Origin of the sequence: Mesorhizobium sp. B2-3-12 (assembly GCF_006442205.1) — a bacterium.
In the GTDB taxonomy this organism is placed as follows: domain Bacteria; phylum Pseudomonadota; class Alphaproteobacteria; order Rhizobiales; family Rhizobiaceae; genus Mesorhizobium.
Map to the genome: position 1 here is coordinate 1 of NZ_VFVR01000021.1, position 22,944 is coordinate 22,944.

23 protein-coding genes and 1 pseudogene are annotated in these 22,944 nt (G+C 62.0%); 19 read left to right on the forward strand and 5 right to left on the reverse strand.

The features are described 5' to 3' along the window. Together FJ948_RS29150 and FJ948_RS29155 are read left to right on the forward strand one after the other, a co-directional pair. Positions 1-1,068 (forward strand): porin (locus FJ948_RS29150; protein WP_140710621.1); only part of this gene is annotated, 1,068 nt, incomplete at its 5' end. Between the two features lie 241 nt (positions 1,069-1,309). After that, the gene (locus tag FJ948_RS29155; protein WP_181173874.1) at positions 1,310-2,386 is read left to right on the forward strand and encodes a site-specific integrase; all 1,077 of its coding nucleotides are present in this window, start codon (positions 1,310-1,312) and stop codon (positions 2,384-2,386) included. 58 nt (positions 2,387-2,444) lie between these two features. On the opposite strand, the gene FJ948_RS29160 is transcribed toward FJ948_RS29155, so the two are convergent. Together FJ948_RS29160 and FJ948_RS29165 are read right to left on the reverse strand one after the other, a co-directional pair. Then, the gene (locus FJ948_RS29160; protein WP_140710625.1) at positions 2,445-3,344 is read right to left on the reverse strand and encodes an alpha/beta hydrolase; all 900 of its coding nucleotides are present in this window, start codon (positions 3,342-3,344) and stop codon (positions 2,445-2,447) included. A gap of 107 nt (positions 3,345-3,451) precedes the next feature. Further along, a complete protein-coding gene (locus FJ948_RS29165) occupies positions 3,452-5,485 on the reverse strand; it encodes a lytic transglycosylase domain-containing protein (RefSeq protein ID WP_140710627.1) in 2,034 nt (677 codons plus the stop codon). Between the two features lie 351 nt (positions 5,486-5,836). Between FJ948_RS29165 and dapA the strand changes: the two genes are divergently transcribed. The 3 genes from dapA (at position 5,837) to FJ948_RS29180 (ending at position 8,008) form a co-directional block, all read left to right on the forward strand. Then, on the forward strand, positions 5,837-6,718 hold the full coding sequence (gene dapA / locus FJ948_RS29170; protein WP_140710674.1) for a 4-hydroxy-tetrahydrodipicolinate synthase: 882 nt from the start codon (positions 5,837-5,839) through the stop codon (positions 6,716-6,718). Positions 6,719-6,743: 25 nt separating this feature from the next. Further along, positions 6,744-7,223 (forward strand): SsrA-binding protein SmpB, encoded by a 480-nt coding sequence (smpB, locus tag FJ948_RS29175; RefSeq protein ID WP_027144197.1) that lies wholly within the window; start codon positions 6,744-6,746, stop codon positions 7,221-7,223. A gap of 74 nt (positions 7,224-7,297) precedes the next feature. Next, positions 7,298-8,008: a GH25 family lysozyme gene (locus tag FJ948_RS29180; protein WP_140710629.1), complete on the forward strand. Its 711-nt coding sequence runs from the start codon at positions 7,298-7,300 to the stop codon at positions 8,006-8,008. A 64-nt stretch (positions 8,009-8,072) separates the two neighbouring features. Here FJ948_RS29180 and FJ948_RS29185 read toward each other — a convergent pair whose 3' ends face one another. Next, complete coding sequence (locus tag FJ948_RS29185; protein WP_140710631.1) at positions 8,073-8,996, reverse strand: DMT family transporter; 924 nt, start codon at positions 8,994-8,996, stop codon at positions 8,073-8,075. Between the two features lie 146 nt (positions 8,997-9,142). Between FJ948_RS29185 and FJ948_RS29190 the strand changes: the two genes are divergently transcribed. Further along, positions 9,143-9,616 carry an Lrp/AsnC ligand binding domain-containing protein gene (locus FJ948_RS29190; protein ID WP_140710633.1) on the forward strand — a complete coding sequence of 158 codons (474 nt, stop codon included), beginning with the start codon at positions 9,143-9,145 and terminating at the stop codon, positions 9,614-9,616. A gap of 35 nt (positions 9,617-9,651) precedes the next feature. Here FJ948_RS29190 and FJ948_RS29195 read toward each other — a convergent pair whose 3' ends face one another. Both FJ948_RS29195 and FJ948_RS29200 read right to left on the reverse strand, forming a co-directional pair. Next, positions 9,652-10,308 (reverse strand): uracil-DNA glycosylase, encoded by a 657-nt coding sequence (locus FJ948_RS29195; RefSeq protein WP_140710635.1) that lies wholly within the window; start codon positions 10,306-10,308, stop codon positions 9,652-9,654. Positions 10,309-10,319: 11 nt separating this feature from the next. Beyond that, complete coding sequence (locus tag FJ948_RS29200; protein WP_027144193.1) at positions 10,320-10,901, reverse strand: NYN domain-containing protein; 582 nt, start codon at positions 10,899-10,901, stop codon at positions 10,320-10,322. A gap of 373 nt (positions 10,902-11,274) precedes the next feature. On the opposite strand from FJ948_RS29200, the gene rpoZ reads away from it, so the two are divergent. From rpoZ to FJ948_RS29265, 13 genes and pseudogenes are all read left to right on the forward strand, one after another. Then, a complete protein-coding gene (gene rpoZ / locus FJ948_RS29205) occupies positions 11,275-11,676 on the forward strand; it encodes a DNA-directed RNA polymerase subunit omega (RefSeq protein WP_127276203.1) in 402 nt (133 codons plus the stop codon). A gap of 128 nt (positions 11,677-11,804) precedes the next feature. After that, positions 11,805-14,033, forward strand: coding sequence for a bifunctional (p)ppGpp synthetase/guanosine-3',5'-bis(diphosphate) 3'-pyrophosphohydrolase (locus tag FJ948_RS29210; RefSeq protein ID WP_140710637.1), 2,229 nt, complete (start codon positions 11,805-11,807; stop codon positions 14,031-14,033). Positions 14,034-14,057: 24 nt separating this feature from the next. After that, complete coding sequence (gene pyrE / locus FJ948_RS29215; RefSeq protein ID WP_140710639.1) at positions 14,058-14,636, forward strand: orotate phosphoribosyltransferase; 579 nt, start codon at positions 14,058-14,060, stop codon at positions 14,634-14,636. Between the two features lie 11 nt (positions 14,637-14,647). Continuing rightward, positions 14,648-15,028 carry a VOC family protein gene (locus tag FJ948_RS29220; RefSeq protein WP_140710641.1) on the forward strand — a complete coding sequence of 127 codons (381 nt, stop codon included), beginning with the start codon at positions 14,648-14,650 and terminating at the stop codon, positions 15,026-15,028. A gap of 335 nt (positions 15,029-15,363) precedes the next feature. After that, entirely contained in the window at positions 15,364-15,990 is a 627-nt protein-coding gene (locus tag FJ948_RS29225) for a DUF2062 domain-containing protein (protein ID WP_140710642.1), read from the forward strand. Beyond that, complete coding sequence (acpS, locus tag FJ948_RS29230; RefSeq protein ID WP_140710644.1) at positions 15,987-16,400, forward strand: holo-ACP synthase; 414 nt, start codon at positions 15,987-15,989, stop codon at positions 16,398-16,400. Before FJ948_RS29225 ends, acpS begins: the two co-directional genes overlap by 4 nt. A gap of 78 nt (positions 16,401-16,478) precedes the next feature. After that, a complete protein-coding gene (gene lepB / locus FJ948_RS29235) occupies positions 16,479-17,228 on the forward strand; it encodes a signal peptidase I (RefSeq protein ID WP_140710646.1) in 750 nt (249 codons plus the stop codon). 4 nt (positions 17,229-17,232) lie between these two features. Beyond that, the gene (rnc, locus tag FJ948_RS29240) at positions 17,233-17,946 is read left to right on the forward strand and encodes a ribonuclease III (RefSeq protein WP_140710648.1); all 714 of its coding nucleotides are present in this window, start codon (positions 17,233-17,235) and stop codon (positions 17,944-17,946) included. Next, complete coding sequence (era, locus tag FJ948_RS29245) at positions 17,931-18,863, forward strand: GTPase Era (protein WP_140710650.1); 933 nt, start codon at positions 17,931-17,933, stop codon at positions 18,861-18,863. Before rnc ends, era begins: the two co-directional genes overlap by 16 nt. A 41-nt stretch (positions 18,864-18,904) precedes the next feature. Beyond that, positions 18,905-19,788 (forward strand): annotated as a pseudogene (locus FJ948_RS29250) (aminoglycoside phosphotransferase family protein). Positions 19,789-20,300: 512 nt separating this feature from the next. After that, positions 20,301-21,458 (forward strand): porin, encoded by a 1,158-nt coding sequence (locus FJ948_RS29255; protein WP_140710652.1) that lies wholly within the window; start codon positions 20,301-20,303, stop codon positions 21,456-21,458. 131 nt (positions 21,459-21,589) lie between these two features. Then, entirely contained in the window at positions 21,590-22,366 is a 777-nt protein-coding gene (gene recO, locus FJ948_RS29260) for a DNA repair protein RecO (RefSeq protein ID WP_140710654.1), read from the forward strand. After that, complete coding sequence (locus FJ948_RS29265) at positions 22,363-22,881, forward strand: PaaI family thioesterase (protein ID WP_140710656.1); 519 nt, start codon at positions 22,363-22,365, stop codon at positions 22,879-22,881. Before recO ends, FJ948_RS29265 begins: the two co-directional genes overlap by 4 nt. Positions 22,882-22,944: the final 63 nt, after the last annotated feature.

Here is a 22,944-nt window from a genome sequence, read left to right on the forward strand (position 1 = left end):
TACGTCAAGATTTGCGACGTCTACGGCGCTGGCTACTTCTACATCCCCGGCACCGAAACCTGCCTGCGCATCGGCGGTTATGTTCGTGAGGACATCGGCGTGGGCGATGCCGGCTCGTTCGATGGCGTTAATCACGTTCAGGACCATATGAACGGCGATGACAACTCGACCTACTGGAAGAACACCCGCTTCACGCTGAAGACCTGGACCGGCCAGGAAACCGAACTCGGCACCTTGAAGACCTACACCGAATACCGCATCAATTTCGGCAACAGCTACGGCGACTACTCCAACGGAAGCACCATCTCCGCCAACGGAGCAGGTGGCTGGCAGGCGCGAAACAAGAGCAGCGCCTTGGAATTCGCATGGATCCAGCTCGGCGGCCTGCGCGTTGGTGCTGACGAATCGGCCTTCGATACGTTCATCGGCTACGCCGGCAACGTCATCAACGACACGATCGTCCCCTACGGCAATTTCCAGACCAATGTCGTTCAGTACTATTTCGATGCCGGCAACGGCTTCTCGGCCGTGGTTTCGCTGGAAGAAGGTTCCGGTGAAGTTGGCACCATCGACAGCTATGTCCCGCATGTCGTCGGCGGTGTGAAGTGGACCCAGGGCTGGGGCGCCATCACCGGCGTCGTCGCCTATGACAGCAACTACGAAGAAGTTGCCGGCAAGGTTCGTTTGGACGTCAACGTTTCCAACGAACTGTCGCTGTTTGCAATGGTCGGTTATGGTTCGGACAACAACCTCAACGACCCGACCAACAACGTCGACGCACTCGGCCGCGGCTTCTACAAGCAGTGGGGCGGCAACTGGGCGGTGTGGGGCGGTGGCACCTACAAGTTCAACGAGAAGACCTCGTTCAACCTCCAGGCTTCGTATGACGACTGGAAGAACCTCGGCATCGCGGCGAACATCGCCTACACCGTCGTTCCCGGCCTTACGGTCACGGCCGAAGTCGACTACCAGAACGTCGGTGGTGCTGACGACCTCTCGCAGGGTTGGGTCGGTGCGACCAAGAAGAGCAACATCGCGGGTATCCTCCGCTTCCAGCGCTCCTTCTAAGGGCTGGTTCCTTACAGGTGAAATCCAGCCCGGGCGCACAAACGCCCGGGCTGTTTTTGTTTCGTGACTGGGTCAACGCAAACGAGGAAAGAGGGGGAATCGGTAGCTGAACAGATCCGCAGGGTTGGTCTCGTGGGATCCGCGGTGGGCGGGTGAGATCACAACTGTGTGATTTAATCTCTTGAAAGGACGCTCCCAAGCGGATAGGGCTGATCCCATCCACTCGGGGGAGTGACGGATAATGACCAACGAAGCGATTCAAGAGGGATACTCCTCTGATCAGTTTTCGACGTTTTCTTCTCAGAACTCGAAGATCAACTACACATACAACAAGATAAGAGAAGTAAAGTCATACCGGGTCGGAGAGCTTTTTTCAGCTTATCGAGACATACTGTGGGATGATGGGCGGCATAAATATAATGTCAGCTCCTTCATCGGCGAGATAGACGAGATCCTCCTTGGGGAGCGTTTCAGCGCCTTCGACCAGAGTACCCTGGACAACCTTATCGGCACCTTGCGCCAGCGCGGCAACAGCAACGCAACCATCAATCGAAAGATGGCTGCCCTCAGCAAACTGCTGCGCAAGGCTTACAAGATGGGAGATGTTCACAGCCTGCCCGAGTTTCGCCGCCAGAAGGAGCGGGCGGGACGGATTCGTTTCCTCGAGAGGGACGAAGAGGCCAGGCTGTTTGCCGCCATCAAGAGCCGCAGCGAGGATGCCTACCGACTTTCCGTCTTCCTGGTCGACACCGGATGCCGTCTTGGCGAAGCGCTCGGGCTGATCTGGAACGACATCCAGGAACACCGCGTCTCCTTCTGGATCACCAAGTCCGGCCGCAGCCGGACCATTCCAATGACCGAGCGGGTCAAAGAGGTCATTAAGCTGCCTCCGGCCGAAGGGCGTCGACCCAAGGGCCCCTTCACCAAGCTCAGCCAGGCGCAGTATCGCGCGATCTGGAACGATGCGAAGGCGGAAGTCGGGCTTGGCGCCGACGACCAGGTCGTGCCGCACATCCTGCGCCACACCTGCGCTTCGCGCCTTGTCCAAGGCGGCATCGACATCCGCCGGGTGCAGATGTGGCTCGGCCACCAGACCTTGTCGATGACCATGCGCTACGCGCATCTGGCCACCAATGATCTCGATGGTTGCGTTGTCGTGCTGGAGAAGCCTCGGTGCGAGCAATCGGCAAGCGACACCGAAACCTCTGTATTTTCCTCTCCGGTGACAACGCCTTCACCCGGCAAGGCTGAGCGGAAGCAGGGCGATGCGCGGAAGATTTCGCCGAAGGCGCCTCGGAAGAGCTCAAAAGCCAAATAGGCTGTCGAGATTGGACTATACTATAGTGACTGCCCCAAGGCTCCGCTTGGTCTTGGGGTTATTCGTCGCTGTTCCGCGCCTCTGCTTGATCTAGAAAGCGCGCGATGTCGTTGGGCAGGCTGCCGGTCTCCAGGAAGGGTGCGTGGCCCTGACCTGGAACGGTGATTGCCTCGGCGTCGGGATGACGCCTTCGTATCTCCGCCAGCGTTTCGGGCGACAATAGCCTCGAATTGGCGCCGCGTATGACGAGCAGGGGAATCGCCGCCAACGCGTCGAACTGCTGCCAAAGAGCCGGCAATGGCTGTGACAGGTCGAGATTGGCAACCGTGTCGACCAGCTTCGGATCGAAATCAGGAAGCAGGCCTTGATTCGTTTCTCGATAGAGCGCGCGCACCATTCGCTCCCAATCCGTATCAGTGAGCGCTGAAAAATCCTGGCCATGAACGGTGCGCTGGGCATCCACCGCTTCGCTGAGGGTTTTCGGCTTTGGCGCGCGTTCGAGATAGGCCTGGATGTGGGCGAGGCCGGCGGGTTCGATCACCGGCCCGATATCGTTGAGCACGATGGCTTTCAGCACCGCCGGTTGCATCGCGCCAAGCACATGGATGATCAACCCGCCGCGCGAGGTGCCGATGAAGGCCGCCTGCTCGATGCCGAGGGCCGCCAGCCCGGCAAGGATGTCGCCGGCCTCAAGGCCGACATTATAATGGCTGACATCGGAATCGTAGGCTGACTGTCCGCGTCCGCGATAGTCGAAAGCAATGACCTTGCGGGGAAGGGCGGATCGCGTCGAGAGATAGAGCGCCAGTTCATGAAAATCCCGCGCGTTGCGCGTCAAGCCAGGCAGGCAGACGACCGGCCAGTGCGCGGAATTGCCTTCGCCATAGACACGCGCGTGAAGCCTCAGCCCATCTGGCGCGGCGTAGAAGAAGTCGGAGAAATCTGGATTGCTCGACATGGAACGGACGCCTTAGCCGCGGGATCGTCCACGCCTGCTATAGACGCGGCGCCGGAGGGTCAAACGGGAAAGGCTTCTCCTTGGGTCCGCGAGGGAAAGCAGGAGCCTCAGCCGCGTCCCTTCACGAGATCGCCGACGATGTCGTACCTGCCGGAAATACGCATCTTGTAGACCTCGTAATTCTCCATCACGCGCTGAACGTAACTTCTTGTTTCCGTGTAGGGAATCCGCTCGATCCAGTCCACCACCGCATCGATGTCCTTGCCGCGCGGGTCACCATATTTCGCCACCCACTGGCTGGCGCGGGTGGGGCCGGCATTGTAGCCCGCGAACGTCAGCACATAGGAGCCGTTGAAGCGATCGAGCTGTTCGCCGAGGAACGCCGAACCAAGCGTTGCGTTGTAGCCGGCGTCGGTGGTCAACCTGGCCTGCGAAAACTGCAATCCGGCCTTCTTGGCCAATTGCTTCGCGGTCCCAGGCATCAGCTGCAGCAGCCCGCGCGCGCCGGCGCTGGATACGGCGCCGATGTTGAATTCGCTTTCCTGACGGGCGATCGCATAGGCCAGCGCCTTGCCCGAACCGGAAATATTGGCCGAATCGGGGATGACGCCGAGCGGATGCGACAGCGCGCCGACATCGATGCCGCGCGCCCCGGCGATCTTGCCGATTTTCAGCGCCATGAAATGGTTGTCCTGCCTTTCCGCGAGGACTGCGAGCAAGGCCAATTCGCCCGGGCTGGTCACCTGCCCGGCAAGGTCGCGATAGAGCGTTTCGGCATAGCGGTCGTAGCCTGCCTCCTGCAGGCGCTTGATGGCGCTGACGGCTTCGCGGGCCGCGAAGTTCTGCCGGTCGGCGGCACTCGGCTGGGGATAGACGATGTTGAGCGCCTGCCGGCCGACGCGTTCGGCCGCCAACTGGCCGTAAAACGTCGTGCCGTAGGTCGCCGCGCGGCCAAAATAATCCTTGGCATTGCCGGGGCCGCCGACTTCCGCCGCGCGGCCGAGCCAGTAATAGGCACGCGACAGCGTCATCGGCCCCTGCGCAAGGTCGGCGATGCGCGCGAAATGCGTGGCCGCGAGCTTGGGATCGTTCAGACCGCGCAGCGCATACCAGCCGGCATGGAACTCGGCTTCCGCCGCATTGGCCGCGCTTTCGGCGGCATGCATGGCGACTATTTCGTATGCGGTTTTCATGTCGCCCTGGTCGACCAGTTCGCGCGACAGAACCCGGCGCTCGACCCACCAGGCATCCGGATCGACCAGGGATTCTCGGTCCGACGGCGCCTTCATGACAACCGCCGCGGCGCCCGCGAAATCCTCCTGCTTGCGCAGATATTCGGCCTGCGCGAAGAAATAGCCGGCAGAACGCTGCGCCACCGGCACCGCCTTCAGCAGCTTGGCCGCATTCTTGTCGCCTCTGTCGGCCGCGGCCCATGCGTCGGCAAGCGGCTGAGCGCCTGCGAGGCCGGCAACACGCAAGGCGGAATTCACCCGGTCAGCATAGAACATGCGCTCCATGCGAAAACGGTGATCGGCCGCGGGAACAAGACTGCCGAATTCCTTGATCAGAGCCGTCTCGTCCTTGGCTTCCAGGAGCGCGGTCCGCCAGAACGGCACCAGCACGGACCGCGCCGCCTTGGCGTCGCCCTGCGCTACATAGGCGCGGGAAAGCACCATCACGCCTTCGAATGTCTGCGGCTGGCTGCCGTCGAAGGCCTTGACGACGATGTCCGCCGCCGGGTTCTCGCGATAGAGCGCTCGCTCGCTGTTCTTGCGCAACGCAACGGTACCTGGCCAGTTGGGCAGCATCTTCGCGGCCGCCGCGATATCCCCGCTCGGAACCTTGTCTCCGCCGTAAAGGGCGATCGCCCAGGCCAATATGTGCCGGTCGAGCGATTGTGCGGGTAAAGCGTCACGCACACCGCGCGCGCCGGCAATATCGCCGGCCGCCAGTGCATCCAGTCCGCTTTTCAGGAGCGCGACACCGGGCGAGGGGGCCTGTTGTTGCACCTTGTCCTGTGTACCAGGCATCGGGATGGCCGAGGTGACCCGCACATCGACGCTGCCGCTGATCGCCACGCCGGGCATCAGCGCGGCGATGGCGCCAAGAAGCGCGAACAAATGGGGCCGACCGGTCGGCATGGTCTGCGTGTCTTTCCTTAATCCAGCATTTTACCAGCAGGCGAAGCAGCCTCGAAGCCTAAACTTAGGTCGTGAAGGGCTCGTAAACAAAGGGTTATCGAGGCCGTTCGAATTACGCTTGCTGGCACCATGGCAATGCTTGCCGCGCAACAATGTCGAGACTATGGTGCGCGGCTTCGCTTTCGGTTAGAAGGCGCGCACGACAAAACACCGATGCATATCGCCCAAAAGTGGATACCGGTTTTGGGGCAACGACATGCATAACCAACAAAGTCCATGTCGCCCAAAAGTGGATACCGGTTTTGGGGCAACGACATGCGTGAACCAAGAAGTCCCAGGGAGTTGGACGACATGCTGAGAGGCTCGCTTACCGCGCTCGTGACACCGTTCGAAAAGAGCGGGCGTTTCGACGAGAAAGCCTTTCGCGCGTTCGTCGAATGGCAGCTGGGCGAAGGCACGACGGGTCTGGTTCCCGTGGGCACGACCGGCGAGTCGCCGACGCTCTCGCATGACGAGCATCGTCATGTCGTCCAGGTCTGTGTCGAGGTGGCCAAGGGCCGCGCACCGGTCGTTGCCGGCGCCGGCTCCAACAACACCGAGGAGGCTGTTGGCCTCGTGCAATATGCCGAGAAGGCTGGCGCCGATGCCGCCCTGGTCGTTACGCCCTATTACAACAGGCCGACACAGCGCGGCCTCTACGAGCATTTCGCCGCCGTCGCCAGGGCGACCAAGCTGCCGATCATAATCTACAACATCCCGCCGCGCTCGGTGATCGACATGACACCGGAGACGATGGGCCGGCTGGTGCACGACTTCAAGAACATCGTCGGCGTCAAGGACGCGACCGGCAAGGTCGAGCGTGTGTCCGAGCAGCGCATGACCTGCGGCAAGGATTTCATCCAGCTTTCGGGCGAGGATGCCTCCGCGCTCGGCTTCAACGCGCATGGCGGCGTTGGCTGCATCTCGGTGACATCGAACGTCGCGCCGCGGCTCTGCGCCGAGTTCCAGGAAGCAACGTTGTCCGGCGACAGCGCCAAGGCGCTCGACCTGCAGGACCGCCTCTTGCCGCTGCATAAGGCGATCTTCCTGGAGCCGGGCGTCTCCGGCGCCAAATACGCGCTGTCGAAGCTCGGCAAGGTCGAGAACGTTCTGCGCTCGCCGCTGGTGACCGTCGAGCCGGCAACGGCCGAGAAGATCGATGCGGCCATGAAGCACGCCGGCTTGATTAATTAAGGATGAGGCGCCACCTCTCCACATCATGAATCAAGTCAGAAAAGCCGATCCCAACAACAAAACCGTTGCGGAGAACCGCAAGGCGCGGTTTTCCTATGAGGTGCTCGACACGATCGAGACCGGCTTGGTGCTGACAGGCACCGAGGTCAAATCGCTGCGCCAGGGCCAAGCCAACATCCAGGACAGCTATGCCTCGGTCGAAGGCGGCGAGATCTGGCTGATCAACTCCTATCTGCCAGAATATCTGCAGGCCAATCGGTTCAATCACGAGCCGAGGCGGCGGCGCAAACTGTTGCTCAACAAGCGCGAGATGGCAAAACTGTCGCAAAGCGTCGACCGCGAAGGCATGACGCTTGTGCCGCTGAAAATTTATTTCAACGACCAAGGGCGCGCCAAGCTCTTGCTTGCCGTTGGCCGCGGCAAGAAACTGCACGACAAGCGCGAGACCGAGAAGCAGCGCGACTGGTCGCGCGAAAAGGGCCGGCTGCTGAAGGAACGTGGGTGACCAGCTAACGGCCTGAAAAAAGCCAACGGTTTCGGCTTAAAGGTCGACCAATCTGCGTCCAACAGGGGATGGTCTTGAAGAAGCGGATTGTTCTCTGGGGCTTGGCGAGCCTTGCTCTGGCAAGTGTCGTTGTGGTGGGGGCATTGGTCTATTTTCGCACCTACTCTCCCGACCGGGACAAATATCCGGTCAGGGGCATCGACGTTTCCCATCATCAGGGCCAGATCGACTGGCGGCGCGTTGCCGCTAACGACGTGGCCTTCGCCGTCATCAAGGCGACGGAGGGCGGCGATCATGTCGACGATGCCTTCGCCGGCAATCTGCGCGAGGCCCGCGCCGCCGGACTCGCCGTCGGCGCCTATCATTTCTTCACCTTCTGCCGTCCGGGCGCCGACCAGGCCAGGAATTTCATCTCGGTGGTGCCGAACGATCAGCCCTTGCTGCCGCCCGTGGTCGATATCGAATTCGGCGGCAACTGCCCGCAACGCCCGTCACCCGAGCAACTGAATGCCGAACTCCAGGCTTTCCTCGGACCTGTCGAGGCTGCGTTCGGCAAGCCGGCGATCGTCTATCTGACCGACGAAGCCGAGGCTGCCTATGCCGGGCAAATCGCCGCTCGGCCACTTTGGCTCCGCTCATTGCTCATGGAGCCGGACCGCCATGACTGGATCTACTGGCAGTATCACAACAAGGGGCGCGTCGACGGCATTGAGGGGGACGTCGACCTGAACGTCTTGCAGGGCGGGCAGGAGAAATTGGCGGCGCTGCTGGCCCCCACGCCTTGATGGACATATAAAATCTGGTGCCGGTCCGGTTTCTTCCAAAGCCTTCGGCACCTCTGGACACCATTCACGATCCGGCCGATGTCGGAGCAGCCAGATTTTCCCTGGCGCCGCGTCGACCCATCGCCGAATAACCCATCCCGGCGGCCATGATGGCGATGGCCACGCATTGGATCGCCAGCGGCGTCTCGCCAAGCACGACCGTGCCGACCATCACGGTTGCGATCGGCACACCCGGCAGGAACAGCGATGCCGCCTGCGAGCCCAATTGGTCGACAATGTAAGTGTAGAGGAACATTGCGGCAGCGCCCGCGAGCAGACCTTGAATGACGATCTGGCTGACGATCTCGGCGCCCGCGGCGGCATGCAGGCCGCTTGGCGCGAAGACATAGAGGAGTGGCAGCGGCAGGCAGGACAAAAGCACGACGCTCGCGGTCGCCGTGACCGGATCGACACGCCATCGCTGCACAAGGACGGCATAGGCGGAAAACATCGCGCCCGATCCGATGAACAGCACGTCCCCGAACAGGACATCACCGGCGCCGGCGCGCGCCGGCGCTATGAACAGCAACAAGCCGGCGATGATTGTGGCCACGCCAATGATCCGCCGGCGCGATGCGCTTTCCCTCAGCAGCGACAATAGGAACGAGAAAAAGACGATCGAGGCAGGGCAAAGTGCTGCGGCATGGGCGGCGGGCGCATGGGTCAGGCCCCAGTTGATGATCAGCGGATAGGGCAATCCGGCCAGCACCGCCAAGGTCAATCCACGCCGCCAACCCAGCGCCGTCATGGTCGCCAGGCCGCGCCTCCAGACGATCGGCAGGAACACCGCGCCGGCACCGGCAAAGCGCAGGCCGGCCATGTCGGTGGCCGTCAGATGCTCCCTGAGGCTGAAGCGGGCGGCCACGAACTGCGCGGCATAGATGGCAATCATGGTGAGGCCGGCGATCACCGCCAGCCTTGTGTTCCCCGCGCCTCGTACGTCCGCCATGTCAGTTCCGCCGCCACATTCATGCCGCCGGGAGGAGACAGCCCCGACCTTGCGATGAAGCGCAGCCTATTGTCGAAATGGCCGCGACAAAATACGCTGTTTTTCACAACTTGAAGTGTAATTCACGCAAATGAGGTGGCTTGAACGTGAATCCTGAATCAGGCGACCTCGACGCCGTCGACCGCGGTCTTCTGCGGCTGCTGCAGGAAGATGGACGCCGCACCACGCTTGACCTGGCCGCGCGCGTCGGCCTGTCGCCGACCGGCGCCAGCCAGCGCGTGAAGCGCCTGTTTCGCGACGGGTTCATCATTGCTGTCAGGGCGATTCTCAATCCGGCAAAGATTGGCCGCGGCATGCTTGTCTTCATCGAGGTGCGGCTCGATCACACGGCCCCGCATATCTTTGACCGCTTCGCCGAGGCTGTCGCAAAAGCGCCCGAGGTTCTGGAATGCCACATGGTCGTCGGTGGCTTCGACTATCTGGTGAAGGCGCGCATTGCCGAGATGGCCGACTATCAGGACTTTCTCAAACGCGTCATCCTGCCGCTGCCGGGGGTGAAGGAGACACATACCTATGCCTCGATCGGCGACGTGAAGCCGGACGCCCTGCTGCCGGTGTGACTAGCTGCCGGAGACCGTACGAGACGTCCCGCACCTCAGGTCTCCAGGAATGCCGCGATGTCGCTGAAGACCTTGACGAACATGGCTTCCGTCAAGACACCGGTGTTGGTGTTGTAGCGCGAGCAGTGATAGCTCGAAAACAGCGTAATGCCTCCGGCTGGCAATTGCCCGCCATGTTTGAACGGATAGGCGGCGACGCGTTCGCCCAATGCGCGCACGGTCGACTGGTGCGCGATCGATCCCAGCGCCAGCACGGCGCGCAAATTGGGAAAGCGAGCGATCGTCGGCACCAAGAATGTCCGGCAGGTGGTGATCTCGGCGCCCACCGGCTTGTTCTCCGGCGGTACGCAGCGCACCGCGTTGGTGATTGCCGTGCCGACGAGTTCCAACCCGTCATCGGGCCGTGCCTTGAACTCGCCGCGTGCAAAACCGTGCGCGATCAGCGTCGAATAGAGCAGGTCGCCGGCATAGTCACCGGTGAACGGGCGGCCGGTGCGGTTGGCGCCGCGCAAACCAGGCGCCAGACCGACGATCAGAAGCCGGACGGTGTCTTCGCCGCCCGTTGGCAGGAAGGTCGGCACTGGCGCATTGAACCAGGACGGTTCACGCTGCCGCCATTCGGCGATGAAGCCATGCAGTCGCGGGCAGAGCGGGCAGTCGCGGCCGGGTTCGGAAGCGGAGAGGGCGGTCAAGTCGACCGGCCTCAGTAGTCGTCCTCGTCGACCTCGGCCGGTTCGGGCCGCCTTACCGGCCGCTCGGAGGGATCGCGGCCGACTTCGTTCTTCAGCGTCGCCAGGTCGATGAAATGGTCGGCCTGGCGGCGCAGATCATCCGAGATCATCGGCGGCTGCGAGGCCATGGTCGAGACGATCGACACCTTGCGGCCACGCCGTTGCAGCGCCTCGACCAGCGTGCGGAAATCGCCGTCTCCGGAGAATATGACATAGTGGTCGACGACGTCGGCGAGTTCCAGCGCATCGACGGTGAGCTCGATGTCCATGTTGCCCTTGATCTTGCGGCGGCCCGTCGAGTCGGTGAATTCCTTGGCCGGCTTGGTCACCACCTTGAAACCGTTATAGTCGAGCCAGTCGATCAGCGGCCGGATCGAGGAATACTCCTGGTCCTCCACCAGCGCGGTGTAATAATAGGCGCGCAGCAGATAACCACGCTTGTGGAAGCTCGCCAAAAGCTTGCGATAGTCGATGTCGAACCCGAGCGCGCGCGAGGTGGCGTAGAGATTGGCGCCGTCGATGAACAGGGCGATTTTTTCACGAGGGTCGAACATGGAAATAGTCCTTTTCGAAATAAGCGCCGTCTAAACGAAATGCGGTAGCGACTATTGGTCGGGCTCATAATAAACCGGCCGACCTTGGACCAACCGAGATAACGCCAGTTTGGTGGCAATCCAAGGGCGTCCGGCACACTGCAAGCAATTGTGATCGTGGCGCCGAACCGTGGACGCGGCCGGTTTTGCCAAATCCGGAGTTTGGTGGAGAGCCGGAGTTTGGTGGAGAGCCGGAGTTTGGTGGAGAGCCGGAGTTTGGTGGAGAGATTGAGTGCCGATGGGCTTGCATTGCCATGATGCTTGTATTTTGGCGCCGTTCGGGTTATGGACCGCGCCTGTTTTCCGACACATCTAGGCATGAAAGGGGCAATCCATGGCCCGCGTAACCGTTGAAGATTGCATCGACAAGGTCGACAACCGCTTCGAACTGGTGCTTCTGGCCGGCCACCGCGCCCGTCAGATCAGCCAGGGCGCGCAGATCACCGTCCCGCGCGATAACGACAAGAACCCGGTCATTGCGCTGCGCGAGATCGCCGACGAGACTTTGTCGCCCGACGATCTCAAGGAAGATCTGATCCATTCGCTGCAGAAGCATGTCGAGGTCGACGAGCCCGAAGCCGATGGCGAAGTGATCGCCGACCAGACTGGCGGTGCCGTTGCCGCCGCCGACACCGACGACGCCGAGGACAACGTCACCTTCGATCGCATGACCGAGGAAGACCTGCTGGCCGGCATCGAGGGTCTGGTGCCGCCGGAAAAGAGCGACGACTACTAAGCAAGCGCTCTGGACCTGCCTGGAATACGTTTCCGGCACTTCCGTCCAGTCAGTTTCGTGGCTATCTATGAAATGCGCCGCACACCAGTGCGGCGCATCAATCATTTCAGCACCGCGAGATTGTGCCCATGATGCGTCAGTATGAGCTTGTCGAGCGCGTCCAGCGCTACAAGCCTGACGTCAACGAGGCGCTGCTCAACAAGGCCTATGTCTATGCCATGCAGAAGCATGGCCACCAGAAGCGCGCTTCCGGCGATCCCTATTTCTCGCATCCGCTCGAAGTCGCGGCCATCCTCACCGAAATGCACATGGACGAGGCGACCATCGCCGTCGCCCTGCTGCACGACACCATCGAGGACACCACGGCGACGCGGGCCGAGATCGACGATCTGTTCGGCCCCGAAATGGGCAAGCTGGTCGAGGGCCTGACCAAGCTCAAGAAGCTGGACCTCGTCTCGAAAAAGGCGGAGCAGGCGGAAAACCTGCGCAAGCTTCTGCTGGCGATCTCGGAAGATGTGCGCGTGCTGCTGGTTAAGCTCGCCGACCGTTTGCACAACATGCGCACCCTCGATCACATGCCCGAGGCCAAGCGCCTGCGCATCGCCGAGGAGACGATGGACATCTACGCGCCGCTGGCCGGGCGCATGGGCATGCAAGGCATGCGCGAGGAGTTGGAAGAGATCGCCTTCCGCTTCATCAATCCGGAAGCCTACCGCGCCGTCACCGCCCGCCTGGCCGAGATCTTCGAGCGCAACAAGGGCGTGCTGACCGACATTGAAAAGGCGCTGTCGGCACTGTTTGAGAAGCATGCCATCAACGCTGGTGTGAAGAGCCGGCAGAAGAAGCCGTGGTCGGTGTTCCGCAAGATGGAGGCCAAGGCGCTGTCCTTCGAGCAACTGTCCGACATTTTCGGCTTCCGCGTCGTCGTCGACACCGTCGAGGACTGCTATCGCGCGCTGGGTGCCATCCACACCACCTGGTCGATGGTGCCTGGCCGTTTCAAGGACTACATCTCGACGCCGAAGCAGAACGACTACCGTTCGATTCACACCACCATCGTCGGTCCTTCGCGCCAGCGCGTCGAATTGCAGATCCGCACCCGCGAGATGAACAAAATCGCCGAATACGGCGTCGCCGCTCATTCCATCTACAAGGACACCGGTGGCAAGACGAACGGCGCCGGCCATGCGATCTCGAAGGAGACCAACGCCTACGCCTGGCTGCGGCGCACCATCGAGCAACTGGCCGAGGGCGACAACCCGGAAGATTTTCTCGAAAATACCAAACTGGAGCTGTTCCAGGACCAGGTGTTCTGCTTCACGCCGAAGGGCATGCTGATTGCCTTGCCGCGCGGCGCCACGCCGATCGATTTCGCCTATGCCGTCCACACCGATGTCGGCGACACTTGCGTCGGCGCCAAGGTCAATGGCCGCATCATGCCGCTGATGACGGAACTGAAGAATGGCGACGAGGTCGAGATCATCCGCTCCAAGGCGCAGGTGCCTCCGGCCGCGTGGGAATCGGTCGTCGTCACCGGCAAGGCGCGCGCCGCCATCCGCCGCGCCACCAAGAACGCCATCCGCAAGCAGTATTCGGGTCTCGGCGCGCGTATCCTGGAGCGTGCCTTCGAGCGGGCCGGCAAGACCTTCGCCAAGGAAAGCCTGAAGCCCGTCCTGCACCGGCTGGCGCGCAAGGACATCGAGGATGTGCTGGCGTCCGTCGGTCGCGGAGAACTGGCTTCCACCGATGTCATGAAAGCGGTCTTCCCCGACTACAAGGACGAGCGCGTCACATCAGCGGCTCCCAAGCAGCGCGAGGAGGGCTGGTCGAAGATCCGCAACGCCGCCGGCATGCTGTTCCAGATACCTGGCCGGGCCGCGCGCAAGGACAAGGACCAGCCAGGCGCCGGCGCCGTGCCGATCCGCGGCGTGCGGGGCGACCTGCCGGTGCGCTTCGCGCCGGAAGGCGCGGTCCCTGGCGACCGTATCGTCGGCATCGTCCAACCGGGCACGGGCATTACCATCTATCCGATCCAGTCGCCGGCGCTGCAGGCTTTCGACGACCAGCCGGAGCGCTGGATCGACGTCCGTTGGGACATTGACGAGCGCACCAAGGAGCGGTTTCCCGCGCGGGTCTCTGTCACCGCCATCAACGCGCCGGGATCGCTCGCCGACATCGCCCAGGTCGTTGCCTCCAACGACGCCAACATCCACACGCTGTCGATGGTGCGCACCGCGCCCGATTTCACCGAGATGCTGATCGATCTCGAAGTCTGGGACCTGAAGCATCTCAACCGGCTGCTGTCGCAGCTCAAGGACAATTCGAGCGTCAGCGATGCACGGCGCGTCAATGGCTAGCGATAGCCGACCATGGGGGACGAGATGAACACCGACGAAGTGCTGGGCATATTCCGTGAGGCTGGCGCTGTTCTGGAGGGTCATTTCATCCTGACGTCGGGCCTGCGCAGTCCGGTCTTCCTGCAGAAGGCACGGGTGTTCATGCATGCCGACAAGACCGAGCGGCTGTGCAGGGCGCTGGCGCAGAGGATCCGCGCCGCGGTGCCAGGCAAGATCGACTATATTGTTGGCCCGGCGATTGGCGGGCTGATCCCGGCTTACGAAACCTCGCGCCATCTTGGTGTGCCGGCAATCTGGGTGGAGCGGGAAGGGGGCGAGTTCCGCTTGCGGCGCTTCGAGATCGACAGAGGCGCGCGCGTCGTCATCGTCGAGGACATCGTCACCACCGGCCTGTCGATACGCGAAACCATCGATTGCCTGCGCGAGCTTGGCGCGGAGGTGGTTGCGGCCGCCTGCATCATCGACCGCTCGGCTGGAAAGACCCATGTTGGCGTGCCGCTGATCGCGCTTGCCGAATATGAGGTTCCAGCCTATCCGCCGGACAGGTTGCCGCCGGAGCTTGCCGCCATCCCGGCCATCAAGCCCGGCAGCCGCAACATCTGACGAGGGGTCGAATGATCGCCGGCATCGACCATTTCGTGTTGACGGTCCGCTCGGTTGAACAAACCTGCGACTTTTACCGACGCGTCCTTGGCATGCGGCGCCTGGATCAGCCGAACCGGCCGACGGCGCTTCTGTTCGGCTCGCAGAAGATCAACCTGCACGAAGTCGCCCGAACTTTCGAGCCCAAGGCAAAGACGCCGATGCCGGGTTCTGGCGATTTCTGCCTCGTGGCGGCGGAGCCTCTCGCCGAAATCCAGGCCAGCCTCGCGGCCAACGGCGTTGCCATCGAAGTCGGTCCGGTCGAACGCATCGGCGCGCGAGGGCCAATGATATCGGTCTATTTCCGCGATCCCGACGAGAATCTGGTCGAGGTCAGCGAATATCTGAAATAGGCACGTTGCCGGAAGGGCATCGTGGACCTGCCCCCCGGATGGCAGCCTTGTCGAAGTCAGCCAGTATCCGCGGCCGCATATCGAGCATCAGGCTGCGACAATTAGCCGAAGACCACTTCTCAAATTCGCCGCGATTGTCCGATGTTGAAGACGGACCTGCCAAATTCTGGCGGTGCGGCTGCTGCGCGGACCGCCTTCGGTTGTTGTCGGGGTTGCGGATAGCTATATCAAAGTCGCGATTGCCTTTCGGCGACCGTAAAGCGCAAGATATGGTGGCGAAGCCTGGCCGGAAAAAGCCGGCGTGCAAGCTATGAATTGTCGGGAATAGGAAGAGAGTGCTTTTTCGTCGCCGCAAGCCTGATGGCCTTTTCGAGCGGGTGCGCACCTATCTGTGGCCGCGCCGTTCGTTTTCGCGCTCGCTTCAATATTTCTCCAAGCGCATTCTGCGGCTGAAGGCCACCCCGCACGCGGTGGCGGCGGGTGTCGCGGCGGGTGTCTTTGCTTCCTTCTTCCCCGTTGGTTTCCACTTCATCATTGCCGCCGTTCTGTGCTGGGTGATCGCCGGCAATCTCGTGGCGGCGGCACTCGGCGCTGTTTTCTTCGGCAATCCGCTGACCTTTCCGATCTTGTGGGGGGCTTCCTGGGAAACCGGCAAGCTGATCCTGCATGATCGTCTGCCCGCGCATGGCCCTCCGGCGCATCTGGGCGAGATGCTGCACACGCTTTCCTTCGCGAAACTCTGGCATCCCGTTCTGGAACCGATGCTGATCGGGGCGGTGCCGCTCGGGCTGGTGTTCGGCCTCGTGTTCTACGGCATCACCCGCTGGGGCATGAATGTCTTCCGCGAGCAAAGGCGCAAGCGGCTGGCCGAGCGCGCGAGACGCCGTGAGCATTCGCCTCTTCCCGGCGGAAGCGTTGGTTCCGCTCATCCCGGCGGAAGCGTCGGTTCCGCCGCCCAATGATCATCGGCATCGGCAGCGACCTGATTGACATCAGACGCATCGAGACATCGCTCGAGCGTCATGGCGAGCGCTTCATCCACAGAATCTACACCGAACTGGAACAGGCACGTTCGGAGAACCGGCGCGCCCGTGCGGCTTCCTACGCCAAGCGCTTTGCCGCCAAGGAGGCTTGCGCCAAGGCACTGGGCACCGGTCTGGCACAGGGCGTGTTCTGGCGCGACATGGGTGTCGTCAACCTGCCCAGCGGCGCGCCGACCATGGCGCTGACCGGTGGCGCGCTGGCTCGGCTGGAAAAGATCCTGCCCCGAGGCCATCGGGCAGCGATCCACCTCACCATCACCGATGATTTCCCGCTCGCTCAAGCCTTTGTGATCATAGAGGCGGTCCCGGTCGAAGAAGCGCCACATTGATTGCATCTGACGACCGGCATTGACGTTGCCCAGCGCGCGCCGAGACTCTATACCATCCAACGCACAATCGAGGACGACATGAGCGTGGCTGAAAAATCCCAGAAGAAATCCGGCGGGCTTGGCGAAACCGTCAGCGTCATCGTCCAGGCGCTTTTGCTCGCCCTGGTCATTCGCACGCTGCTGTTCCAGCCGTTCTCGATCCCGTCGGGCTCGATGCGGCCGACGCTTCTGGAAGGCGACTACCTGTTCGTCACCAAATGGTCCTACGGCTATTCACGCTATTCGCTGCCCTTTGGACCGGACATTTTCTCGGGCCGCATCTGGGGCTCCGAGCCCAAGCGTGGCGACGTGGTGGTGTTCAAGTTCCCGCCGGATCCGTCCGTTGACTATATCAAGCGCGTCATCGGCCTGCCCGGCGACAAGATCCAGATGAAGGATGGCCAGGTCTTCATCAACGGCGTCGGCGTGCCGCGCGTCAAGACCGGCCAGATCGACAATCCCGACATCACGGAAAAGGATTATCCGATCGATGTCTATCGCGAGACGCTTCCCGACGGCGTCAGCTACGACACGCTGGACCTGTCGCCGAACTCGATCGGTGACAACACCCGCAAATTCGACGTGCCCGCCGGCCACTATTTCATGATGGGCGACAACAGGGACAATTCCGCCGACAGCCGCTTCACCGTCGGCTATGTTCCGGCCGAGAACCTGGTCGGCCGCGCCAACCTGGTCTTCTTCTCGATCGCCGGCAAGGCAAGCCCGCTCGAAATCTGGAAATGGCCGTCGCTGATGCGCGCTTCGCGCCTGTTCCATTTCGTCAACTAGGGTCATGGCGGCACCAAAACGGTTGACCGCCGATGCGCTCGCCGAAGCGCTCGCGGAACGCACGGGCCATGCCTTTGCCGACCGCCGGCGCCTGCAGCGTGCTCTTACCCATGCCAGTGCACGGGGCGCCAATGCCGGCACCGACTATGAGCGGTTCGAGTTTCTCGGCGACCGGGTTCTTGGTCTTGTTGTCGCCGACATGCTGCTGTCCGCTTTTCCCGACGCGGCGGAAGGCGAGTTGTCGCTGCGGCTCAATGCGCTCGTCAACGCCGAGGCGCTTTCCGAAATCGCCGAGGATATCGGGCTGCCGGACCTGATCCGGGCCGGATCGGACGTGCGCGGGCTCGAGGGGCGCAAGCGCGTCAACCTGCGTGCCGATGCATTGGAATCGCTGATTGCCGTGCTTTATCTCGACGGTGGTCTGGAAGCGGCTCGCGCGTTCATCCACAAATACTGGCGGCCGCGTTCGCAGGCCTCGGGCGCGGCACGCCGCGACGCCAAGACCGAATTGCAGGAATGGGCGCATCAGGCGGCGAGTGCGGTTCCCGCCTATCAGATCGACGGCCGCGAAGGCCCCGATCACGATCCGCTGTTTACCGTCAGCGTCAGGGTCGGCGCGTTTCAACCGGCAACCGGCAGCGGCCGTTCCAAGCGCGAGGCCGAACAGGCCGCCGCGGCTGCCCTTCTGTTGCGCGAAGGTGTATGGAACGCAGCATGACAGATATTGAAACTGCTGAAGCCCCTGCCACGCATTCCGGCTTTGTCGCGCTGATCGGTGCGCCCAACGCCGGCAAGTCGACGCTGGTCAACCAACTGGTCGGCGCCAAGGTCTCGATCGTCACCCACAAGGTGCAGACGACCCGCGCCATCGTGCGCGGCATCGCCACGCACGACAACGCGCAGATCGTCTTCGTCGACACGCCGGGCATCTTCAAGCCGAAGCGGCGGCTGGACACGGCGATGGTGACCACCGCCTGGGGCGGCGCCAAGGATGCCGATATCGTCCTGCTGCTGATCGACGCCGAACGCGGCATCCGTGGCGACGCCGACGCCATCCTCGAACGGCTGAAGGACGTGCGCCAGCCGATGGCGCTGATCCTCAACAAGGTCGATCGGGTCAAGCACGAGGCGTTGCTGGCCCTGGCCCTGGCCGCCAACGAGAAAGTGCCGTTCAAACGCACCTTCATGGTCTCGGCGCTGACCGGTTCCGGCTGTAAGGATCTCCTCGACTATCTGGCGCAGGCGCTGCCGGCCGGCCCCTGGTATTACCCGGAAGACCAGATTTCCGACCTGCCGATGCGCCAGCTGGCGGCCGAAATCACCCGCGAAAAACTCTATCTCAGGCTGCATCAGGAATTGCCCTATTCCTCGCATATCGAGACCGAGAAATGGGAAGAAAAGAAGGACGGCTCGGTGCGCATCGACCAGACCATCTATGTCGAGCGCGACAGCCAGAAAAAGATCGTGCTCGGCCACAAGGGCGAGACCATCCGTGCCATCGGCCAGGCGGCGCGAATGGAGATATCAGGCATATTGGAGCAGAAAGTGCATCTGTTCCTGTTCGTGAAAGTGCGCGAAAACTGGGGTGACGATCCCGAACGCTACCGCGAGATGGGGCTGGAGTTTCCGCATTAGGGCATGATCCCGAACACGAGGGTCTGTTTTCGGGAAAGATCATGCTTGAGGTCGCGATTGATGTCGCCTTGGTGCGCCGCCTGATTGCCGAGCAATTCCCGCATTGGAAGAATCTTGCGGTCAGGCCGGTTGATTTTGGCGGCTGTCACAACAGGACCTTTCATCTCGGCGACGAGATGACCGTGCGGTGGCCGAGCGCCCGCCGCTTATTCCCTGCAAGTGGAAAAGGAGCACAGCTGGCTGCCGAAATTGGCGCCGCTGTTGCCGCTGCCCATACCCGTACCGCTGGCAATGGGCGTTCCGGCCGAGAGCTATCCCTGGCGATGGTCCGTGTATGGCTGGATCGAGGGGAGACCGCGAAACGGGAACGAATCGCAAATCTGTCGGAATTCGCGGCGGACCTGGCTCGGTTCCTGGCTGCGTTGAAATGCATGGACGCGACAGACGGGCCGGCGCCAGGGCAGCACAATTTCTTTCGCGGCGGGCCGCTCACCGTCTAAGACGGCGAGACCATGCAAGCGATCTCGACACTCGGCAACCGCATCGATGCCGATGCCGCCACCGCGGTCCGGGAGGTGGCCCTTGCCGCCGCCTGGAAAGGTCCGCCCGTGTGGTTCCATGGCGATGTCAGCCAGGGCAACCTTTTGGACGAAAAGGCAGGTTGAGCGCGGTGATCGATTTCGGCACCTGCGGTGTCGGCGATCACTCCTGCGACCTGGCAATTGCCTGGACGCTGTTCGACGGCGAAAGCCGAAACATTTTTCGCGCCAGCATGGCGGCAGATCAAGCGACCTGGGCGCGCGGACGCGGCTGGGCGCTTTGGAAGGCACTGATCACCGCCGCCGGACAGATAGAGATCGCGCCAGCCGAGACCGCGGAAGCGTGGCGAGTGGTCGATGCGGTGCTGATCGAGCGCGAGGCGTGAGGCAAAGCGTTCGCCGCCTGCATTGGACTGAGTTCCGGACGCATCAAGAGTTGCTGCTGGGTGCAATCCTTTGGGGATCCCGCTGGGGTGCGTTGACCGCCGAGCGCCGCCCATATTTATCTTAGAGATCTTATGTACGAATAAGAAAATTCCTGGAATCTGTCAGGTATTTCGCGATAATTGCTTTACAACATAAGAATAAATCACACTATTATAGAAAATTCGTATAATAACACTGGAATTGCTACATAAAAATGACGATGTGCCATTTGTGCCAGCTTGACGGGTAGGGAGATAGGGCTTGTGTTATTTGTGCAACACGGATTTAATCTGTGGTCGGAATCCGGCATATTTGTGGAATTGTCATTGAAGGCGGAAGATTGGTGGGTATGTTCGCCGCGAAAACGGGACGCGGTGCGAGCCTTTTTTCATTGTGGGGGTGAGGCGGGAAAACATATCCGCCAGCCACAATTCAGAAGCCATTTTTCAAACTTGACTGGAGAGGTCAGAAAATGAACATCAAGAGCCTCCTTCTCGGCTCAGCCGCGGCTTTGATCGCGGTGTCCGGCGCGCGCGCCGCGGACGCGGTCGTCGTCGCCGAACCGGAACCGGCCGAATACGTCAAGATCTGCGACGTCTACGGCGCCGGCTACTTCTACATCCCCGGCACCGAAACCTGCCTGCGCATCGGCGGTTACCTCCGCTATGACATTGGCGTCGGCGATTCCGGCACGCTGGATGGCGTCAACAACGTTGGCGACCACATGGACGACGGAAACCACGACACCTACTACAAGAACATGCGCTTCACGCTCCGGACCTATACCGGCCAGGAAACCGAGCTCGGTACGCTGAAGACCTTCACCGAAACCCGCTTCCAGTTCGGCAACTCCTCTGGCGACTACACAGGTGGCGGCGCCGGCTGGCAGGCCGGCAACAAGACCACCAGCCTCAACTTCGCCTGGATCCAGCTCGGTGGCCTGCGCGTCGGTAAGGATGAAACGGCATACGACCAGTTCATCGGTTATGCCGGCAACGTCATCCAGGATACGATCATCCCCTATGGCATCAAGGACACCAATGTCGTCCAGTACTATTTCGACGCTGGCAGCGGCTTCACGGGCGTGGTCTCGCTCGAAGAAGGCACTGGTGCCAACACGATCGACAGCTATGTTCCGCATGTCGTCGGCGGCTTGAAGTACAAGGGCGACTGGGGTGCGATCACCGGCGTCGTCGCCTACGACAGCAACTATGAGGAAGTGGCCGGCAAGGTTCGCCTGGATGTCAACGTCACCAAGGAACTGTCGCTGTTCATCATGGGCGGCTACGGCACGGACGACAACCTCACGGACGACGCCCACAATGCCATCGATGCACATGGCCGTAGCCAGTACAAGCCGTGGGGCGGCAACTGGGCCGTCTGGGGTGGCGGTACCTACAAGTTCAACGAGAAGACGTCGTTCAACGTCCAGGCTTCCGCTGACGACGACAAGAACTACGCTCTTGCCGCGAACGTCGCCTACACCATCGTCCCGGGCTTCACGATCACGACCGAAGTCGACTGGGATCACTACGGCAACTACGGCAACCCGTCGGTCTACGGCAACTGGTCCAAGGCCGACAAGAAGGACAGCGTGGGCGGCATCGTCCGCTTCCAGCGCAACTTCTAATCGATCGACTGACCTTACCAGGCCGCCCGCAGCGTATTGCTGCGGGCGGTTTTTATGCGTTGTCGCGAGAGCTGGCACGGGCGCCCGCCCATACCTTGATTTCGCCACCCGATCGGTGAAAAGCTCTGGGCATGGAATGGCGCGACGAGGGAATCATTCTCGGCACCCGCAAGCATGGCGAAACCAGCGCCATTCTCGAGGTGATGACGCGCGCCCATGGCCGCCATCTCGGCCTCGTGCGCGGTGGCCGTTCGCGCAAGCAGCAGCCCGTTCTCCAGCCCGGCAATCGCGTCGATCTCTTGTGGCGGGCACGGCTTGACGAGCATCTGGGCACCTTCCAGGCCGAAGCGATCGAGATGAATGCCGCCCGGCTGATGGACAGTGCCGTCGCCGTCTACGGCCTTCAGACGATGGCGGCGCATCTGCGCCTGCTGCCCGAGCGCGACGCCCATGGCGGCCTCTACGAGGCGCTTTCGGTGATGATCGTCCATCTCGACGATGCCGATGCCGCCGGCGAACTGGTAGCGCGTTTCGAACTCCTGATTCTCGATGAACTCGGCTTTGGCCTCGATCTCAGCCAATGCGCCGCCACCGGCACCAAACAGGATTTGGCCTATGTCTCGCCGAAGTCGGGACGCGCGGTGTCGCGTGAAGCCGGGGCGCCGTGGCACGACAAGATGCTGGCGCTGCCGGCCTTCCTGCAGCGCGGCTCCGGCCTGCGCGCGGATCGGGCGGCGATCGCCGACGCCTTCCGCTTGACCGGGTTTTTCTTCACCCGCCACGTCTACGAGCCGCGCGGCATCGAGCAGCCCGACGCCCGCGCCGGCTTTCTTGCGGCGCTGCGCAAGCACCACGCGACACACCAGCCCATCGCCGTGGAGGACGCGGCCAGGGAAATCGTCAGATGAGTGAGGTCGAACTCTATCCCGGCCGGGTCTCGCCGCTCGGTCTTGGCACCATTCCTCATGCCGACATCCTGGAATACACCGGCCTGGAATTGCTGCAGCGAATCATCGACGGCAAATACCCGGCGCCGCCGATCTCCTTCCAGCTCAGCTTCGCGCTGACCGAAGTATCGGAAGGCCGCGCCGTGTTCCGGGGCATGCCGAACGAACGTCATCTCAACCCGTTGGGGGGCGTGCATGGCGGCTGGGCCGCGACGCTGCTCGATTCGGCCTTGGGCTGCGCCGTGCAGACGTTGCTCGAAAAGGGCGAGGCCTACACGACGGCGGAGTTCAAGGTGAACCTCACGCGGCCGATCACACCCGGGACCGGCGAAGTCGTTTGCGAAGGCAAGGTGGTCCACAAGGGCCGCACGCTTGCCGTTTCGGAAGCAACGCTGAAGGATGCCGGCGGCAAACTGCTGGCTTTCGGCACCGAGACATGTTCGATATTTCCAGCCGCCAATCTGGCGGCACGTTGAGTTTTCAGCCGTTTGGCCGCCGCATTTGAATGTCAGTGAGACGAACGTCAGTGAAGACTGGCC

What these genes read in the sequence shown, in the direction of transcription:
- rnc (WP_140710648.1), top strand. Translation starts at nt 17,233, where the DNA reads ATGGCGGCACCAAAACGGTTGACCGCCGATGCGCTCGCCGAAGCGCTC.
- FJ948_RS29200 (WP_027144193.1), bottom strand. Translation starts at nt 10,901, where the DNA reads ATGTTCGACCCTCGTGAAAAAATCGCCCTGTTCATCGACGGCGCCAAT.
- FJ948_RS29155 (WP_181173874.1), top strand. Translation starts at nt 1,310, where the DNA reads ATGACCAACGAAGCGATTCAAGAGGGATACTCCTCTGATCAGTTTTCG.
- FJ948_RS29220 (WP_140710641.1), top strand. Translation starts at nt 14,648, where the DNA reads ATGATCGCCGGCATCGACCATTTCGTGTTGACGGTCCGCTCGGTTGAA.
- rpoZ (WP_127276203.1), top strand. Translation starts at nt 11,275, where the DNA reads ATGGCCCGCGTAACCGTTGAAGATTGCATCGACAAGGTCGACAACCGC.
- acpS (WP_140710644.1), top strand. Translation starts at nt 15,987, where the DNA reads ATGATCATCGGCATCGGCAGCGACCTGATTGACATCAGACGCATCGAG.
- FJ948_RS29265 (WP_140710656.1), top strand. Translation starts at nt 22,363, where the DNA reads ATGAGTGAGGTCGAACTCTATCCCGGCCGGGTCTCGCCGCTCGGTCTT.
- FJ948_RS29160 (WP_140710625.1), bottom strand. Translation starts at nt 3,344, where the DNA reads ATGTCGAGCAATCCAGATTTCTCCGACTTCTTCTACGCCGCGCCAGAT.
- dapA (WP_140710674.1), top strand. Translation starts at nt 5,837, where the DNA reads ATGCTGAGAGGCTCGCTTACCGCGCTCGTGACACCGTTCGAAAAGAGC.
- era (WP_140710650.1), top strand. Translation starts at nt 17,931, where the DNA reads ATGGAACGCAGCATGACAGATATTGAAACTGCTGAAGCCCCTGCCACG.
- pyrE (WP_140710639.1), top strand. Translation starts at nt 14,058, where the DNA reads ATGAACACCGACGAAGTGCTGGGCATATTCCGTGAGGCTGGCGCTGTT.
- recO (WP_140710654.1), top strand. Translation starts at nt 21,590, where the DNA reads ATGGAATGGCGCGACGAGGGAATCATTCTCGGCACCCGCAAGCATGGC.
- lepB (WP_140710646.1), top strand. Translation starts at nt 16,479, where the DNA reads ATGAGCGTGGCTGAAAAATCCCAGAAGAAATCCGGCGGGCTTGGCGAA.
- FJ948_RS29165 (WP_140710627.1), bottom strand. Translation starts at nt 5,485, where the DNA reads ATGCCGACCGGTCGGCCCCATTTGTTCGCGCTTCTTGGCGCCATCGCC.
- smpB (WP_027144197.1), top strand. Translation starts at nt 6,744, where the DNA reads ATGAATCAAGTCAGAAAAGCCGATCCCAACAACAAAACCGTTGCGGAG.
- FJ948_RS29255 (WP_140710652.1), top strand. Translation starts at nt 20,301, where the DNA reads ATGAACATCAAGAGCCTCCTTCTCGGCTCAGCCGCGGCTTTGATCGCG.
- FJ948_RS29185 (WP_140710631.1), bottom strand. Translation starts at nt 8,996, where the DNA reads ATGGCGGACGTACGAGGCGCGGGGAACACAAGGCTGGCGGTGATCGCC.
- FJ948_RS29210 (WP_140710637.1), top strand. Translation starts at nt 11,805, where the DNA reads ATGATGCGTCAGTATGAGCTTGTCGAGCGCGTCCAGCGCTACAAGCCT.